The following is a 14,596-nucleotide window of genomic DNA, read 5'->3' as shown; positions in this document are numbered from 1 at the left end:
TTGGCCGAAATCGCCCTGTACAAAACGCTGTTGGAATCGCCTGCGGGAAGCGTCTGAGGTGATCGAAGCCGCGTTTTCACAAGGACGATATAGCCATGCCATGCGTCTGTCGAACGCAAAGCGGAAATTTTTTCTTACACTTGATACGATTTGGCGATTAATACAACAACCTCGGCCCGCGTAGCGCTGCCCTGTGGCTTGAAGAGCGAACCGTATCCGTTTAGCCAGTTTCTTGCCGTCAAAGCGCCGATCGCCGGTGCTGCCCAATGGCTGGCCGGAACATCGCGATAGCTCGGTGCGCTGCTGCTGTTCAGAGCCACGCCCTTCGCCCTGGCGATCATCGCGGCCATTTCCGCCCGCGAAACAGCTTGGTCAGGCTTGATCTGACTGTTTGGATACCCCTTCAAGACTCCGAGCTGATAAGCCACTCCAAGGGTGTTGTACGCCCAGTGCTTTTTTGGCAAATCAGAAAACACTTCCCGTCCGGAATACGCGCTGGCTACCTTCGAGCCGGTTGCGCGCATCGCCTGCAGCAGCATTGTGGCAAACTGCGCACGAGTTACTGCCTCGTTAGGCTTGAACGTCGCATCGCCGAAGCCTTGGACAATTCCTTTGGAGCTCAGCCTGGCGATCTCTGTGCGCGCCCAATGGTCGGAAATATCCCGATACCCCGAGACGAGGGGCTGCTGCGTGACTGTCAATTTGTACGCATCGTACTTGAACGGAATGCCGCTGTTCAGGCGCACGTAATACTTGCCTTTTGGCAACCGCAGGCTGAAAATCTCGCTGCCCCGATCGGACAACTCAGCCACTTCGTTTGTCGAAGCGAGCGCGTAGTTCATGTTTTTCTCGCTGTAAAGAGCGATGCGAAAACCGCTGGATACCGGAATAAACGGGGCTCGAATCGTGACGTACGAGTCTGTATTGAGCGTAAATTGAAACCAATCTGCATCCGAAGCCGTCGGAATCGTTCCGGTCATGACCCCTCCAGCGGCTAGCGGCGACGCCCTGCTGTACGTATCATTCGGCTCGTTCAAATCTTTTTTCAGCGGGGTGAACCCGAGATCCAGGCGATATTCGCCGTTCACCGCATTTTGCTGATACTCGCTGACCCGAATGTAGTATTTTCCCGGGGAGACTTCCTTGCTCGCACGCTCCGACGGATTATCGCGGTCGACGTTGTCGTAGAGCGGGTCCCAAACCGTATTTTTTCCGGTTTCCTGCTTTCCTATGGCAAGCACCAGGTCCACCCGCTTGTTGTCGGGAGTCACCGTCACATCCATATGCCCGTATTCGCGGACGTAGTAGGAGAACCAGTCCTGGTCGCCCTCCTGGTGGAAGTTGCCCGTGACGCTGATCTGGTTGCCTACCAGCGGCCTTGCCGTCGCCATCGTATCGTTTGGCTCATTGCGGTCCGGGTTGATCGTGAACTTGCTCGTCAGCACGTAGGCAAACGAGTTGACGCCGCCGTTTCGCATCAGCTTGATGTTCATCCTGCCCGCTTTTGCCGGGACGGTAACGGTATCCCCGTTTCCAAAATACTGCGTAATCGGCGTTCGGTTTTCCGGGTAAAAGGTAGCCGCCATGGCGGAGGATACCCCGGAGTTAATCGTCGCCGTAAAGCTGACTTTTCCGTCATACGGCACATCCATTTTAAACCAGTCTACCGTGTCGTTTGGCCCCAGGTTGCCGCGTATTTGCTGTTCGATAGGGAATGCTTTGGCTCGCTGCAAAGAGTTGTTCGGCTCCAAAAAGTCGCCGGAGAGCGCGCTGCGCACTGCCTTGTTCACGTCCAGCAATCCGTAGCCTGTTTGCCGGTCCCAGCCGCTCTCGCCGAGGTCTGTAGCTGTCTGGTAAAGCATTTGCCTCACATCCAGCGCCGTCAGCTTTGGATAGCGGGCCAAAATCAGGGCCGCCGCTCCCGCTACTTGAGGCGCTGCCGCTGACGTACCGGAAAACGATCCGTACTTTCCGCCCAGCTTCGTCGTATATACGTTAAGCCCCGGCGCCACAATGTTTAACTCTGGCCCCGTGTTCGATTGATAAATCGCCTGGTTTTTCCCATTCACGGCCCCAACCGCAACGACTGTCGGGTAGGCAGCCGGATAGGCGACGCGGCTTGCTTCGTTTCCGCTGGCAGCGACGAGGACGGCTCCGCTTCTCTCCGCACGGTCAATGGCCTCTTTCAAGGAGCGGGAATAGGACAGGCTGCTGAACGACATCAGGATAACTTTGGCTCCCCTGTCGAGCGCTGTATTGATCCCCTTCGCAATCATGTCCACATTCGTCACTGCATCTTTGTTCAAAATTTTGATCGGCAAAATCCGGGCGTTCCAGACTACCCCTGATACCCCGATCCCGTTGTTGCCTTTTGCAGCGAGAACCCCGATGACTTCTGTCCCGTGCCCGTTGTCATCCTGCGCCGATTTCCCCGGGTTGACCAGATTGACACCCGGCAGCAGATTCCCCTTCAAGTCAGGGTGATTGTAGTCCGCTCCGGAATCGAGCACGGCAATCGTAATCGCCTGGTTGCTGTTGACTACAGGCCACGCCTTGTCGGCCTTGATCTGGCTGATGTGCAACTGATTGCTCAGATAGCTGTCATTGGAAGCAGGCGCGGCAGCGAGTGCAGGCCGCACGCCCAGCGGTACAAGCGTGAGCAGCATCGCAACTGACACGGCTATTTGAATCGATTTTTTCATAAACACAGTCCTTCCTTACTTTCCCCTGCAACTAGCGCAGCAAGAAAACCTCTATCGCCGCCCGCTCAAACAAAGGGGCATGCGCTGTCGTGGAAGGTTTTCTTAACGTATCGAAATGAATAAATGTTCGCGCTTATCAATTTCAGTACGTTCAAAAAGGTATTCAAGTATTATGCTTCTCGTCCTAGCATAGCGGATAAAAAGGGCGAAAAGCAACCCTGTTTCCCCAAGATTTGGAACGTTATGGCAGGAGAAAAACCCTTTTCACCATTGGCAAAAAGGGTTCATCCATTACTGCAGCAGGCCTTTGTTGTCTTCGGTAGCAGGCTCTACATATGCTTTTTCTTTTTTGCGTTGACGCGCCTGCGGAATGTAGGCACTCAGTTCGTCCAGGTTTACTTCTGCTTTTTTAATCGAAGAAGACGGGATATCAAACGCCCAGATGCGCTGACTGTTTGCTTCCACCTTCATGTTTTCGAGCGTGTAGCTGACGCGGGCAACCGCATCGCCTTCCTTGTCGTGAACGATGATCGGCACCTCGGTAAACTCCAGGCGCTTCTCCAGTCCGTTGCGGAATACGACGACAACCTTCAGGCCGTTATCATCGGTAGGCTTGATATCGAGGACCTGCAAATCTACCTTTCCTTTTTCCACCGGAGCTTCCTCCGCCGCTTTTTGCGTATAGTGGCTTTGTTCGTCCGCACTCAGGCCCATATTCAGCTCCTGGGTCTCCTCGATGCGGCGTTTTTCCGGCTTTTTATAGGTCAGAGTCAGCGGCACTTCCTTCTCAGGAATGCGGTCGAACTCTTCCCAGCGGAACATAAATTCCATCGGACGGCTGGCCATGTGGCCCACAGGACCGTTTGCCATCAAGTCAAACGTCTTTCTCGCCACCTCTTCGCCGTCAGCAGTCACGAGGGTCAGCGGCAGCTTTTGCAACAGCACGTTGCGGTTTGTCGCGTTGCGAATGTACGTCAGCACCAGGTAGCCTTCATCTGTCACCTGTGTGTAGAACGGAATAATGCCGACCTCGTCGCGAACGACCGGAGGCAGCTCATCGTGGACGTACTGCAGCAGCTCCTGCTCCGCCTCCTCCAGTTGATTGTCCCAAGGACCGTTCATCGTCAGAAACAGCTCTTTGGCCTCAACCCGGTTCGCCGATTGCTGCGGGTTGTCGATCCCCGACACCCCCAGGTAAAACTCTTTATGCAAATGCTCATGAATATCTTCACGTACTTGCTCCAGGCTTTCCTTGGAGCCAAACCAGTTCTCCAATAACCAACTCATATGTCAACCTCCTCCTGATTTCTGCGATCGAGAGCTCTTGCGCCTATTCTACGTCAAGAACCCATCTGCGCAGATTGGCATCCGGTTTTTTCACGAACTCCGGCGGGAACACGATCAGCCACGGACGGCTGTTCCCCGGCTTCACGCGAATCTTGCTGGCATCCACAACGCCTCTCGCCACGACATCGCCGTCCGTATCGGAAATCGTGATTTTCAGCTTGTCAGGACGATAATCCGTAGACAGGCCGTTGCGGAACAGCAATGCGGCAACCAGTTGCCCTTCTTTCGTTTTCCCGATATCAAACCCGGTAATTTGCACCGAGTTGACCGGAATCGGCGGCAAAGAGTACGCGAGCGACTCCAGACGGTCTTTTTGACGCTGTGTCATGCGTCTTTCCATTTCCGGGTCCAGCTCCAGCGTACTTGGCCAGATGTGCGATCTTTTTCCTGCTTTCATCACGACTTTCCAGCGGCTGAACATGAAGTTGTCGTGCAGGTAGCTCTCTTCCGGGAACAGCACTTCCCACGGACGGCTTGTATGCGGAGGAATAGCGCCCATATCAGACAGGTCGACTCTCATCCGCGCGAACGGCTTGTCGTCCAAGTAAATAGCCAGACCGATGTTTTTGAAGCGCACAGGCTTATCTGTCGCATTGCGGAAAAACATCGTCACGGTCATGCCGTTCGGCTGGGGAATCATGCTGAAGCCCGTTACGCTAATCAAGCCTCGTGCCATCTCAGGCAGTTCTGCTTGCAAGAATCGCAGCGTATATTTTTTCTCCGCATCCAGCTCCTGCTCCCACATCGGATGCAGGGACAGCTCTGTGCGCACTCTGTCAGGCTTGCCGGAAGTGCTCGCTGCGGGCTGGTTTTCCACTTCTACTTCCGTATCTTTCAACTCCGCAATGTCAATCGCAGACTCTTCCTGAATCTCTTTTTTCAAATCCTCCAGGGCCTTGTCACCCTGCTGTTTTCCAAACAAATTTTTCACAAAAGAAAACATGTGTTACCTCCTCACACGTCCGGGCCCGAACGAAGTTTCTCTCTCCTCATGATATACATTTCCCCATCGCCCATGCAAACCAGACTCTCTACGCTTGCTGCGGAACACTCACTTTCCAGCGCGACAGGTCCGGCTGCTCCACCAAAATACTTTCCGGAGGGTAAATAAACAGCCACGGCTTGCTCGTATTGGCATTCACGGTCAAACTGCCAAGCTCAAACATTCCTTCTGCCACCTTTGCCCCTGTCGCATCGTAGAGAGCGAGCGGCAGCTTTTCAAAGGAGAGCGACTGCGTAGAGCCGTTGCGGATCAACAGCATGACGTGAAGGGCTCCTTCCGGGGAGCGACGAATTTGCACACTCTGGATATTCACTTCTCCCTCTTTTAAGGCAGGGAGATTTTTCGCCAGTTCGATCAAGGAGTTTTTCTGCGCATCCGACAGCGCCTTGATCCACGACTCTTCCAGCTCCAACTGTTGCGGCAGCACCATTTTTTTCTGCGCCATCTCGAATGCGACCTTCCAGTTAGCCAAAAGTACGTTTACCTCCAGGAAGTGCTCGCGTGAAAATACAAACGACCACGGTCTGGCTGATCGCGGCGGAATTTCCCCTATCTCGCTCAAGTCAAACGCTTGGCGGGTAAACAACTGCTGATCCCCGAACAATACCACCAGCGTCATTTCCTTCAGGCGGATCGGACGGTCCGAGCTGTTGCGGATAAACGCCGTCACTTCGATTCCATCATCATGCGGAACAAGCGCTGTTCCTGCGAGGGAGATATTCCCTTCCGGCAGCGGTTCCAGCTCCTGAGCCATAAAGGAAAGCGCGTATTTCTCCTGCGTACTCAGCTTCGCTTCCCACGATTCATGCAAGGACAGCGTTGTTACGACGCCGGCAGATGCCTCTTTTTGCTTTTGTGCTTCCTGATGAGACTGTTCGGTATCAGAAGCGGACAAAATGGATTCCTCCTGAACCTGCTCTCGCACCTCTTTGGTGGTAGGTGTCTTCCCCATTAAATTCTTCAAGAAGGATAACATAGCACCGCTCCCAACTTTTCTCTACATCTATATAGAGTTTGCGTTCGTCATTCACTATAGCATAGTGACATCCTTTTGCAACATAGAAAACTTGGCATTCTCCCGCCTGTTACGGCCTTTTGATCGAGAATGCACGGTGTGGCAGCCAGCCGGCTGACCTGTCTGCGTCAGAGACGGGTAATATTTGTAAGGATACCTGTAGGCATTAGGGATGTCAAGGAATGGAAGGGTGCCTCTTCTCCCCGATTAAACTTCCATTTGGTGAGAAAGTTTACATTATAATTCGTTGTTGATAAAATAGAAGTGTCTAAACAAATAACTTGGGGAATATCTTTTGAGCCAACTGACCGTTTCAGTTGGTTCTTTTTTGTAAAATCGTTGAAAAATACTGACAATTCCGCTGACAACAGATTAAAAAATTCATAATTGGGCAAACTGTGGAGTAACAACTATACACAAATGCTCTGACGTCGTGTTCCGCCCTTTTTTTATCGGCAAGACGTCCAAGGCGTATCTCGTGTTCATCAGCGGCCTCTGCACCGCCCAGGACGTCGACCAGCAGGTGCTGATGCCGCTCATGCACGTGACAGAAAGCGATTTTCCCGATCTCGGAAGGATGGCCGAGCAAGTGCCTATATGGAGGGACTTGTCGACTACACTCTTGTCGAAGAAGTGACCGCCCGGCTAAAACGGATCAAGATCGACGGAGTTTTGGAGAGCGGATATATAGAAGAAATGATTGAGGACAACCCCGCCTCGCCCTTTCCGCAATTAAAAGATACCGAACGGCCAGACACAGCCTGTTCGGCCTTGCTGGAGGGCAGAGTTGTCATTTTGATCGACGGGACACCGTTTGTCCTCATTGCGCCGATCACCTTTTACGCCCTGTTTCAAGCGGCGGAGGATTATTACCAGCGCTTCGTCATCGGTTCGGCGATTCGCTGGCTGCGCTACCTGTTTCTCGGGATTTCGCTCCAATCTGAACATGAGCAGTCCCGAGCTGGTCAAACTCGTGGAAAAGGTATTCCAGGAAGATATCAACGCTCGCATCGAGCTGGCTCTCCATCAGGTGCAGCACGAAATGAAAGCAGACATTTTTGACTTCGCCACAGAGTTTTACCGGGAATACCAGCAGGAATGGAAGGAAGCGAAAGACCAGTGGGATGTCATTTTCCCCAAGGTAAAAGTAACAACGGACATCGAGGCGTTTATCCGCCGTCCCGGTTTGGTCACGGTTCCAGGCGGCATACCGGAAGATGAGGTGAGACATAAGTGAGATGGGGCGTCACAATAGGCGTTACGGTGCTTGTGATTTTGATTGTCCTCTTTGAACTGCCTGCCCTGAGACAGAAACCGCTGAGAGACAAAATCGCTTTTTTCTCGCTCTTGTTGTGCTGGCTCAATTCGATTTGCCCAATATGGCAGGACCGATTACATGGCTGAATACACTGTTCAAGCCTTTGGAAAAATGGATGGAAAAATAATCGACGGGTACTACGTTTAGCCAGAGGTGAACATTCATGCTTGAAAAAGGAAAAATATCTGCGTTTCGACATGACTTCGCTCCCCTACTACGGCTTCTTGATGCAAGTCGTGCTGCCGCTCCTGCTGCTGCTGATTGCGGCCACGCGAAAAAAAGGAGCGAGTGCGAATGAAGCTGCCTAGCTTTTGAGCAACGCTAAAAAAGCTGGCTCAAAACTGGGGCAGACCTAATAAAATAGAACTATTCAGACAATTAGTAACAAGTTTATCCACAGAGTGTGGATAACTTCTTCCTGCTTTATGTGTGTAACTGGAGGCATTTTTGATATTTCACAATGTACTCGTCCAATTGTTGCGACATATCGATCACAGTCGGATGCAGAAAACTACCTTTTTCCAAGACCAACTCAGACAACTCTTTACGCATGGTCTCGATACGCTGCAGAAGATCTGTTGTATGATCCATGGTAATTCCTCCAGAAACAATTAGATCATAAGTAATAGGATTATTATACCGCCCGAACATTCGTATATATAAGAAAAAAAGAATGAACTTATATGTGAATGATTTTCTCGACGCTGCTGCCGACAACTCCCAGCAAATTTGTCAGGTCGCGGATTTCATACGTCGGCGTGATCCCCAGATGGTTTTCCTTGCCGTGCGGATTGTACCAGCATGTATCAATCCCGTAGTTGTGTCCTCCTTGAATATCGGACGTTAACGAATCGCCTACCATTAGGACTTTTTTCTTATCCGTTAGCGCCAGCCGGGAAAACGCATAATCGAAAATTCTTTGGTCGGGCTTCTGGAACCCGGCCTCCTGGGAAATGATGATCTGTTCGAATGCGTCTTGCAGCGGAGACAATCGGATTCGCGACGTCTGCACCTCGGCAAACCCGTTTGTGATGATCGCCAGCCTACAGTCGGCGAGACGGCTGCATACGTCTACCGCTCCTGGCAGCAGATGCACTTCCTGCCCCAGATTCGCAAGGTAAAGCCGGTTAAACGCTTCCGCATCCCCGGAAAGCTCATGAGCCGCAAACAGCCGCTTGAATCGCTCCACCCCAAGCTCCGCGAGCGTAATGCCGCCCTGCTCCAGCTCGCGCCACAAGCCTTTGTTAATCTCGCGGTAGGCCGCTTCGTAATCGGTCATGCCTTCTGGCCACCCAAACTCGCGAAAAGCTTTGTCCAACGCATTTTTTTCCGATAAGTCAAAATCCATCAGCGTATCGTCCACATCAAAGAAAATCACGTCGTATTTCACTGCTCTCTCCACCCGTTTCCGTCTCCAGCGAGCCCGTTTATTTTTTCCTCAAACAATCTGTACTCGTATTATAACAGATTCACATAACGGTCAGCCCATCGACTGGAAAGATCGGAAGAAACAAGAAAGAGCCTGCCCTCCGCCGACAGACTCTGTGCAAACAAGCGAGCGCGCTCACTCATGTGAAGCGCTGCGTCTTGTACCACTTTCTTTTTCTTCTCGTCACCTTGTCCATCAACAACCCGAAAAACGCTTGGACAGAGATGATAATAAACAACTGCGCATACGTGAAATACGAGAGGCAGGACAAGACGAAGTTTCTCGTCGTGCTCTGGCCGATGTCCGAGGCCAGCGCGAGGTTGATTTGCAGCACGTACAAGTAATACATCAGCGCCCAGGCGACTACCAGATAGACGTAGATGTCTTCGGCAAACTGGAACGGCGAAACCACTTCGGGATGAAACAAGGAAATGATTTTGTAGACGAGATTGGTCACAAAAATAATATCCGAAACGATAATGGCTACCATGAACCAGAAGTAGCTGGCTGCGTAATACAAAAGCTTCAGCTTGATCCGCCAGCTCGTCCCGTCGAACAAATGCGTGATGTTCCCGAAAATGGACTGATAGTTGCCCATCGCCCACCGCTTGCGCTGCTTGATGTAGACGCCGAGCTTCTCCGGCTCCTGCTGGTAGGCCTCTGCCCGCGGCGCGAGCGCGATCAGTTGCCCCCGCTTCAATATTTCAAAGGAAATCGCCGTATCCTCCGTCAGCGACTCCTCGTCCCAGCCGCCAACCTCCTCGATCAGCGAGCGCTTGACGATGAAATTCGTCCCCGGAATCGAGCCAAGCTGAAAAAGCTCCCACAGCCCCGTATGGTAGACGCGATGCATAGTGACCAATTCCAAGTTAATGCATTGGGTGAGAAAATTTTGGTCGCGATTGCGCGCCTTGTTGCGACCGAACACCGCTCCGTACCGCTCTGGCTGCTCCATCGCCTTTTGCATTAAAAAAGCCAACGCGTTTTTCTCCGGTGCAGCATCGGCATCGTAAATGCAAAGCCATTCGCCAGTAGCCAGCCGCAACGCGTCATTCAACGCGCCGGATTTCCCCCCGGTGCCCGTCCGCTCCATCACCTGCAAATGATGTTGCGCAAATTCCGGTCTGGCGTGCACCGCCCGCACCATCTCTGCCGTGCGGTCCGTACAGTTGTCGGCGATGACGATCACCTGCAGCTTCTCGACCGGATAGTTCAACTGCAAAATATGCTCCACTGTCGCGGAAATGACCAGCTCCTCGTTATGCGCCGGCACCAATACCGTCACGGTAGGATATGATTCCATATTCGCCGGAATCACCAATTCCTTTTTACTTTGCCGAAAAACAAAGCGGATTGCCCCCAGCATAATGACAGCCGACTCAAACACCGCGATCCAAATACTGATAATCGCGAGCAGCAACAACAGTTCAGCCACTGATTTTCCTCCGATCGTATTTTTTGCTCACTCTGTCGCGAAAAACGAAAGTAGCGACCGTCAGAAAAAGAATGGCTACGGTAAAAATAACGCTGACCGCTATGCACAAGGGGATAAACCAGCTCGTGTACGACATCGGAAGCCCCCCTTTCCCCTCCTAGCTTGCTAGCCATGCTTAAATGTATTCACCGATCAGATCCAGCTCTGCGTTCCGTTCGAGCGCCGCGATCACGTTGTCGATTTGTTCATACTGGCTAAACTGGTCTTTTTGGAACACAAGCGCTCCCGAGCGAATGACCAGCTCCAGCGGCCGCCCTTTTTTATCGGTAAACGACACGTCCATCATCGCGTTTTTAATCCGGCCCGTCAGCCGTTGCAAATAGTCTTTGTTCGTCATCGGCAACAAAATGACAAACCGCCCTTCATCGAGCGAAAACTTGTAATCTTCGAAGCGAATCTGCTTTTGAATCGTATTCGACAATTCCAGCAACAACTGCGCATACCGCTCCGAGCCGAGCGCTTCCTGGACGAGCGGCAAAAACTCGATTTTGAACATCGCCATGCAAAAGCTGTATTTATCCTCATAGCGTTTGGCCAGATTGGACTGCTTGACTACCGTCTCCGCCAGAGCCTCTTTGTTGCCCAGCGTCGTGTCGAGATCAATAATCGGATTGATCTCCTTCAGCTCCTCTAGCCGTTCCACAATGCGTTTGCTGCGAATCAAATACGACCTGATAAATGCCGCAACCAGCACATTCGCCGGAATCACCAGCATCCAGGCGTAAACGATGACACTGGATTCCGCGTAGGTAGCCAGCCAGACCATATAGCTGACCATATAGACGAATATGAGAACGACCGATACCCCCATCGGCACCGTAAAGCCAAGCAAAAGCGCCAGCAGGATCGCCATGCTGAGAACAAACTCGGTCAAGGTGTACGCTTGCTTCCAATAGACTTGCACGTAAACCAGCGCTTCCTGGAATGCCGTGAGCAGGAACAGGATGGCATACCCGATCTCCATCTTGCGCGTCGGAGAATTGTTGTTCATGATTCAGCTCCTTTCATAGATTTTTCCGCTCCCATCAGTCCAGGTAGCTTCGCATCGCCTCCTCTGCCAAAAGCGGAAACAGATTGTCGAAGATGTGCGTGTTGTCGTTAAAAACATATCCGCCAACATAACGGGCATCCTCGCTGCGCAGCTTGACCATCCGCTCATACAGCTCGCGGGCCCAGTCCGGGTCGTCCTGCTTCAGAGCAAGCAAAATAGCAAGCCCATAGACCGCCGGAGATTCGTAGGAGACGGCAGGCGTCCTGCTTAAACGGTCGTAGCGCCCAGGCAATTGCTTACGCTGCGCAAATTCCTTTTTCAAAAAGCCGACCAGCGCCTCCGACCTCTCCCCGATCTCCGCCCGATGCAGCGCGACGATCAGTTGGTCGATCAAATTGATCGAGTCATCATAGCTGTACACTTGTTTCTCTACGTGGAATATTTTAGGATAAAACAATCCGTCCTCTGGCATATTCCGCATAAGGTCCCGGTAGCGGTTGTACATATCCGCGTCGATCATCCCGTGATCGGCCATCCTTTTGAGGGCAGACATGTCGACGTAGGCGAGGCTGAGCGTGTGTGGAGACTCCTTTTTTGCGAAGTCATGGAAGTCAACGAGATATCCGTTTTGTATAGACGAGGCAAGCAAGGTTTCTGTTACAGCGTTTGCTGTCTTGTTGTACGCTTCTTTTCCCCATTTGTCAGTCGCCTGCCACAGCGCGTCCACGATCCGCAAATCATCCCCAAGCGCGTTCGTCGTCACATGCGACTGACCATCTGCTGACAGCTTCCAGTACAAATACGTTTGCGGCGAGAGAAAGTACCGATGCAACACCTGATAGCTGCTGTCAAACAGCTTCTGATCGTCCCTCGCCAGCGCATACTGCATCCAGAGGCCAAGCGATTCCGCCAACGCCTCTCTCCCGGCCACGATGTCCGCCGTCTCCGCAGGAGCGTCCAGCAGATAAGTAGCCAGCGTCCCGTTCGGATTGGTCATGTGCTCGACAATAAACTTCTCCGTCGGCGACGGCACCTGCTTTTCCAACATGAAGAAATAGAGGCAGCCAGACACAGCCAGCATCGACACGCCTGCGAAAAGCAGCTTTGCTTTTTTATTGAGATAATCACTTTGCAAGTGGGCATCATTCCTGTCGAGTGAAAAAATGAAGAATCAGATGGATAATTTTACATTTATTTACTGAGTCATTTATATACAAAAAAGTATAATACATGCGGTGATTAGCGTCTATTTATATTGACTTGAAAAATATGTATGTGGGGGTGGGGGGAGGGTTTCGTGGGGCTTGTACAGGGCTTGTGCTTTGTTTTCGATACTGTTTTCGCTTGTTCTCGTTGCGGCTTTCACTTGCTCTCGTAGCAGCTTTCATGTATTCTCGCTACGGCTTTCCCTCTTCATTCCCGTTTTTGCTGGACACAACATAACTCGCTGCAAAACTCTACCTAAGCTCACTGAAAAATCCTGTCGTTCAAAGATCGGCGGTATCGCTTGCATACGAGCGAACAAGCGTGCGAACCTTTTTGCCTGAAACCCCCGCTGATTAATATAAAAACTGCAGCCAGTCTAGTCGGTTTCCCACTTTCCGGCCCTCGCTGTCCCCCATCCCTTTCCTCATCACCAAAAACCGATTCAAACCCAATTTCAGACATTTAATATTCCCTTAGATAGAACAGAAAGGAGGTTTGTGCAGGAGTGTCTGAACCGCGCTCCGGTGGTATAATGGTAATACAGACAAAGGACGGGGAAGGGAGAGTGATGGCGTGACCAAGCGGATGAATCCAATCGTCGATTTTGTGTTCAAACGAATCTTTGGCACCGAGGAAAACAAAGATCTGTTGCTATCGTTTCTCAATGCCACGCTGAAACCGGAGGAAGGTAAAGAGCTGAAGGAAATCATCCTGGTTGATCCGCACATCAACGCCGATCAGGTCGGAGACAAGGCTTCCATCCTCGATGTGAGAGCGAAAACGAAGACGGGCGAACAGATCAACATCGAAGTGCAGCTTCACAACAAGTACGACATGGAGAAGCGCTCCCTGTACTATTGGGCAAAGATGTACGAGGGACAGCTGGCCGAAGGTGAACCGTACCGGAACCTCAAAAAAACGGTCACGATCAGCATCATAGACTTTGAGTACCTTCCGACAGAGAACTACCACAGTGTGTTTCGGCTGCGGGAGGATGAGAAAGGATTTGTGTTAACCGACGATCTGGAGATCCACTTTCTCGAATTGCCCAAGGTATCAGGAGTGCACCAGGAAACCAGCGATATGTTGGTCAAGTGGATGCTATTTTTTAAAGCCGAGAGCAAAAAGAAACTGGAGGAATTGGCGATGAGCGAACCGACGATTCGCAAGGCGGTCAACGTCCTTGAATTTCTGAGCCAGGATGCCGAGGCTCGCAGGTTGTACGAGTTGCGGGAGAAGGCGCTGAAGGATGAGCTCAACATGATTAAGGGAGCAAAAGCGGAAGGCGAGCGGCAAAAGGCAATCAAAATGGCATTGAATATGTTAGCAGATGGGGAACCAATCGACAAAATTGCAAGGTACACGGAACTTTCTCCAGATGAAATTCAAAAACTAAAGCAGCAACTTCACTAGCCTTCCCCTCCATGTTCCGCAAGTAGCGTCTGTATCCAAAGCAGCGGCAGAAGGTGCCGCATCTGCCACCGCTGACGCTGTACGAGGCTCAAAAACGTTCCAGAACCGATCGGCCCTGTGTCCAAGCAAAGGATGCAGGGTCTTTTTGCGTTCAAAGAAAGGGAAAGGAGGTGTTCGCACATGCTGTTTCCAAACCTGCCAACCAAAACGGCGGGCGGCAAAGTGCTCTGGGACACCCTGGACAGGAGAAACGGGTGGAAGCTGCAGCGGAACAGGCTCACCGGACATTTTCGCATTCTCGACCCGGAGGACATCAGACAGGCGTGGGGAGATGACGAAGGCGAGATGTGTCGTGCGTTTCGCAAGTTCGCCGGATCAAACGCGTAGACCCGAAGGCTAACGATTAGCCCTAGGGTCTTTTTGCATGTCAGGAGGTGCTAAAAAGATGGACGTGATTCAGCAATTCACAGAGTATCTTGTGGAGAACGGGATCGCGCCGAAAACGATTGAATCCTACGTCGGGGATGTAAGAGCCTTCTCAGCGTACCTGGTGTATATCGCATAATAAAAGTACAGAAAATCGCAGCGTAAAAATGCAGAGCTAGCCTGCGTTTTACAAGGCGGAAAAATAAATAGGCACTTGCCAACATCACTCTATTAAGTCTACCTTGGTCTTT

General features: G+C 51.6%; 15 protein-coding genes and 1 pseudogene. 7 read left to right on the top strand and 9 right to left on the bottom strand.

The features are described from left to right. Nucleotides 1-134: 134 nt before the first annotated feature. The 4 genes from AC27IT_RS18735 to AC27IT_RS18720 all read right to left on the bottom strand — a co-directional run bounded on the left by AC27IT_RS18735 (nt 135) and on the right by AC27IT_RS18720 (nt 6,028). Nucleotides 135-2,702, bottom strand: coding sequence for a S8 family peptidase (locus tag AC27IT_RS18735; protein WP_005829775.1), 2,568 nt, complete (start codon nt 2,700-2,702; stop codon nt 135-137). Nucleotides 2,703-2,993: 291 nt separating this feature from the next. Beyond that, a complete protein-coding gene (locus AC27IT_RS18730) occupies nt 2,994-3,989 on the bottom strand; it encodes an SLAP domain-containing protein (RefSeq protein ID WP_005829773.1) in 996 nt (331 codons plus the stop codon). A gap of 43 nt (nt 3,990-4,032) precedes the next feature. After that, nucleotides 4,033-4,992, bottom strand: coding sequence for an SLAP domain-containing protein (locus tag AC27IT_RS18725; RefSeq protein ID WP_005829772.1), 960 nt, complete (start codon nt 4,990-4,992; stop codon nt 4,033-4,035). Nucleotides 4,993-5,080: 88 nt separating this feature from the next. Next, nucleotides 5,081-6,028 carry an accessory Sec system S-layer assembly protein gene (locus tag AC27IT_RS18720; protein ID WP_007784928.1) on the bottom strand — a complete coding sequence of 316 codons (948 nt, stop codon included), beginning with the start codon at nt 6,026-6,028 and terminating at the stop codon, nt 5,081-5,083. A gap of 472 nt (nt 6,029-6,500) precedes the next feature. On the opposite strand from AC27IT_RS18720, the gene AC27IT_RS18715 reads away from it, so the two are divergent. From AC27IT_RS18715 to AC27IT_RS18700, 4 genes and pseudogenes are all read left to right on the top strand, one after another. Then, on the top strand, nt 6,501-6,704 hold the full coding sequence (locus AC27IT_RS18715) for a hypothetical protein (RefSeq protein WP_286085957.1): 204 nt from the start codon (nt 6,501-6,503) through the stop codon (nt 6,702-6,704). Then, nucleotides 6,659-7,003 (top strand): annotated as a pseudogene (locus AC27IT_RS18710) (spore germination protein); the annotation flags it as partial. The gene AC27IT_RS18715 and the pseudogene AC27IT_RS18710, both read left to right, overlap by 46 nt. Before the next feature lie 10 nt (nt 7,004-7,013). Continuing rightward, on the top strand, nt 7,014-7,304 hold the full coding sequence (locus tag AC27IT_RS18705; RefSeq protein WP_487092031.1) for a Ger(x)C family spore germination C-terminal domain-containing protein: 291 nt from the start codon (nt 7,014-7,016) through the stop codon (nt 7,302-7,304). A gap of 248 nt (nt 7,305-7,552) precedes the next feature. Beyond that, a complete protein-coding gene (locus AC27IT_RS18700) occupies nt 7,553-7,693 on the top strand; it encodes a hypothetical protein (RefSeq protein ID WP_157179546.1) in 141 nt (46 codons plus the stop codon). Between the two features lie 115 nt (nt 7,694-7,808). Here AC27IT_RS18700 and AC27IT_RS18695 read toward each other — a convergent pair whose 3' ends face one another. From AC27IT_RS18695 to AC27IT_RS18675, 5 genes are all read right to left on the bottom strand, one after another. Next, complete coding sequence (locus AC27IT_RS18695) at nt 7,809-7,976, bottom strand: aspartyl-phosphate phosphatase Spo0E family protein (protein ID WP_005836716.1); 168 nt, start codon at nt 7,974-7,976, stop codon at nt 7,809-7,811. An 88-nt stretch (nt 7,977-8,064) separates the two neighbouring features. Next, nucleotides 8,065-8,775: a YjjG family noncanonical pyrimidine nucleotidase gene (locus AC27IT_RS18690; RefSeq protein WP_005836714.1), complete on the bottom strand. Its 711-nt coding sequence runs from the start codon at nt 8,773-8,775 to the stop codon at nt 8,065-8,067. 178 nt (nt 8,776-8,953) lie between these two features. Then, nucleotides 8,954-10,249, bottom strand: coding sequence for a glycosyltransferase family 2 protein (locus AC27IT_RS18685; RefSeq protein WP_005836712.1), 1,296 nt, complete (start codon nt 10,247-10,249; stop codon nt 8,954-8,956). A gap of 175 nt (nt 10,250-10,424) precedes the next feature. Then, nucleotides 10,425-11,300, bottom strand: coding sequence for a GGDEF domain-containing protein (locus tag AC27IT_RS18680; RefSeq protein ID WP_007784942.1), 876 nt, complete (start codon nt 11,298-11,300; stop codon nt 10,425-10,427). Between the two features lie 34 nt (nt 11,301-11,334). Then, complete coding sequence (locus tag AC27IT_RS18675; protein ID WP_487092030.1) at nt 11,335-12,435, bottom strand: glycosyl hydrolase family 8; 1,101 nt, start codon at nt 12,433-12,435, stop codon at nt 11,335-11,337. Nucleotides 12,436-13,079: 644 nt separating this feature from the next. On the opposite strand from AC27IT_RS18675, the gene AC27IT_RS18670 reads away from it, so the two are divergent. The 3 genes from AC27IT_RS18670 (at nt 13,080) to AC27IT_RS18660 (ending at nt 14,484) form a co-directional block, all read left to right on the top strand. Beyond that, nucleotides 13,080-13,919, top strand: a complete 840-nt coding sequence (locus AC27IT_RS18670) for an Rpn family recombination-promoting nuclease/putative transposase (RefSeq protein WP_026557545.1) — start codon at nt 13,080-13,082, stop codon at nt 13,917-13,919. Between the two features lie 180 nt (nt 13,920-14,099). Next, nucleotides 14,100-14,306: a hypothetical protein gene (locus AC27IT_RS18665; RefSeq protein ID WP_003842539.1), complete on the top strand. Its 207-nt coding sequence runs from the start codon at nt 14,100-14,102 to the stop codon at nt 14,304-14,306. A 58-nt stretch (nt 14,307-14,364) separates the two neighbouring features. Continuing rightward, the gene (locus AC27IT_RS18660) at nt 14,365-14,484 is read left to right on the top strand and encodes a site-specific integrase (protein WP_005836701.1); all 120 of its coding nucleotides are present in this window, start codon (nt 14,365-14,367) and stop codon (nt 14,482-14,484) included. The last annotated feature ends 112 nt before the right edge of the window (nt 14,485-14,596 follow it).

It is taken from the genome of Brevibacillus sp. YAE8, from assembly GCF_057543335.1.
This window is presented reverse-complemented; position numbering and strand designations above follow the sequence as displayed.

Coding starts and splice junctions, on each gene's coding strand:
- AC27IT_RS18735 (WP_005829775.1), bottom strand. CDS start 2,702: ATGAAAAAATCGATTCAAATAGCCGTGTCAGTTGCGATGCTGCTCACG.
- AC27IT_RS18730 (WP_005829773.1), bottom strand. CDS start 3,989: ATGAGTTGGTTATTGGAGAACTGGTTTGGCTCCAAGGAAAGCCTGGAG.
- AC27IT_RS18725 (WP_005829772.1), bottom strand. CDS start 4,992: ATGTTTTCTTTTGTGAAAAATTTGTTTGGAAAACAGCAGGGTGACAAG.
- AC27IT_RS18720 (WP_007784928.1), bottom strand. CDS start 6,028: ATGTTATCCTTCTTGAAGAATTTAATGGGGAAGACACCTACCACCAAA.
- AC27IT_RS18705 (WP_487092031.1), top strand. CDS start 7,014: ATGAGCAGTCCCGAGCTGGTCAAACTCGTGGAAAAGGTATTCCAGGAA.
- AC27IT_RS18695 (WP_005836716.1), bottom strand. CDS start 7,976: ATGGATCATACAACAGATCTTCTGCAGCGTATCGAGACCATGCGTAAA.
- AC27IT_RS18680 (WP_007784942.1), bottom strand. CDS start 11,300: ATGAACAACAATTCTCCGACGCGCAAGATGGAGATCGGGTATGCCATC.
- AC27IT_RS18665 (WP_003842539.1), top strand. CDS start 14,100: ATGCTGTTTCCAAACCTGCCAACCAAAACGGCGGGCGGCAAAGTGCTC.
- AC27IT_RS18660 (WP_005836701.1), top strand. CDS start 14,365: ATGGACGTGATTCAGCAATTCACAGAGTATCTTGTGGAGAACGGGATC.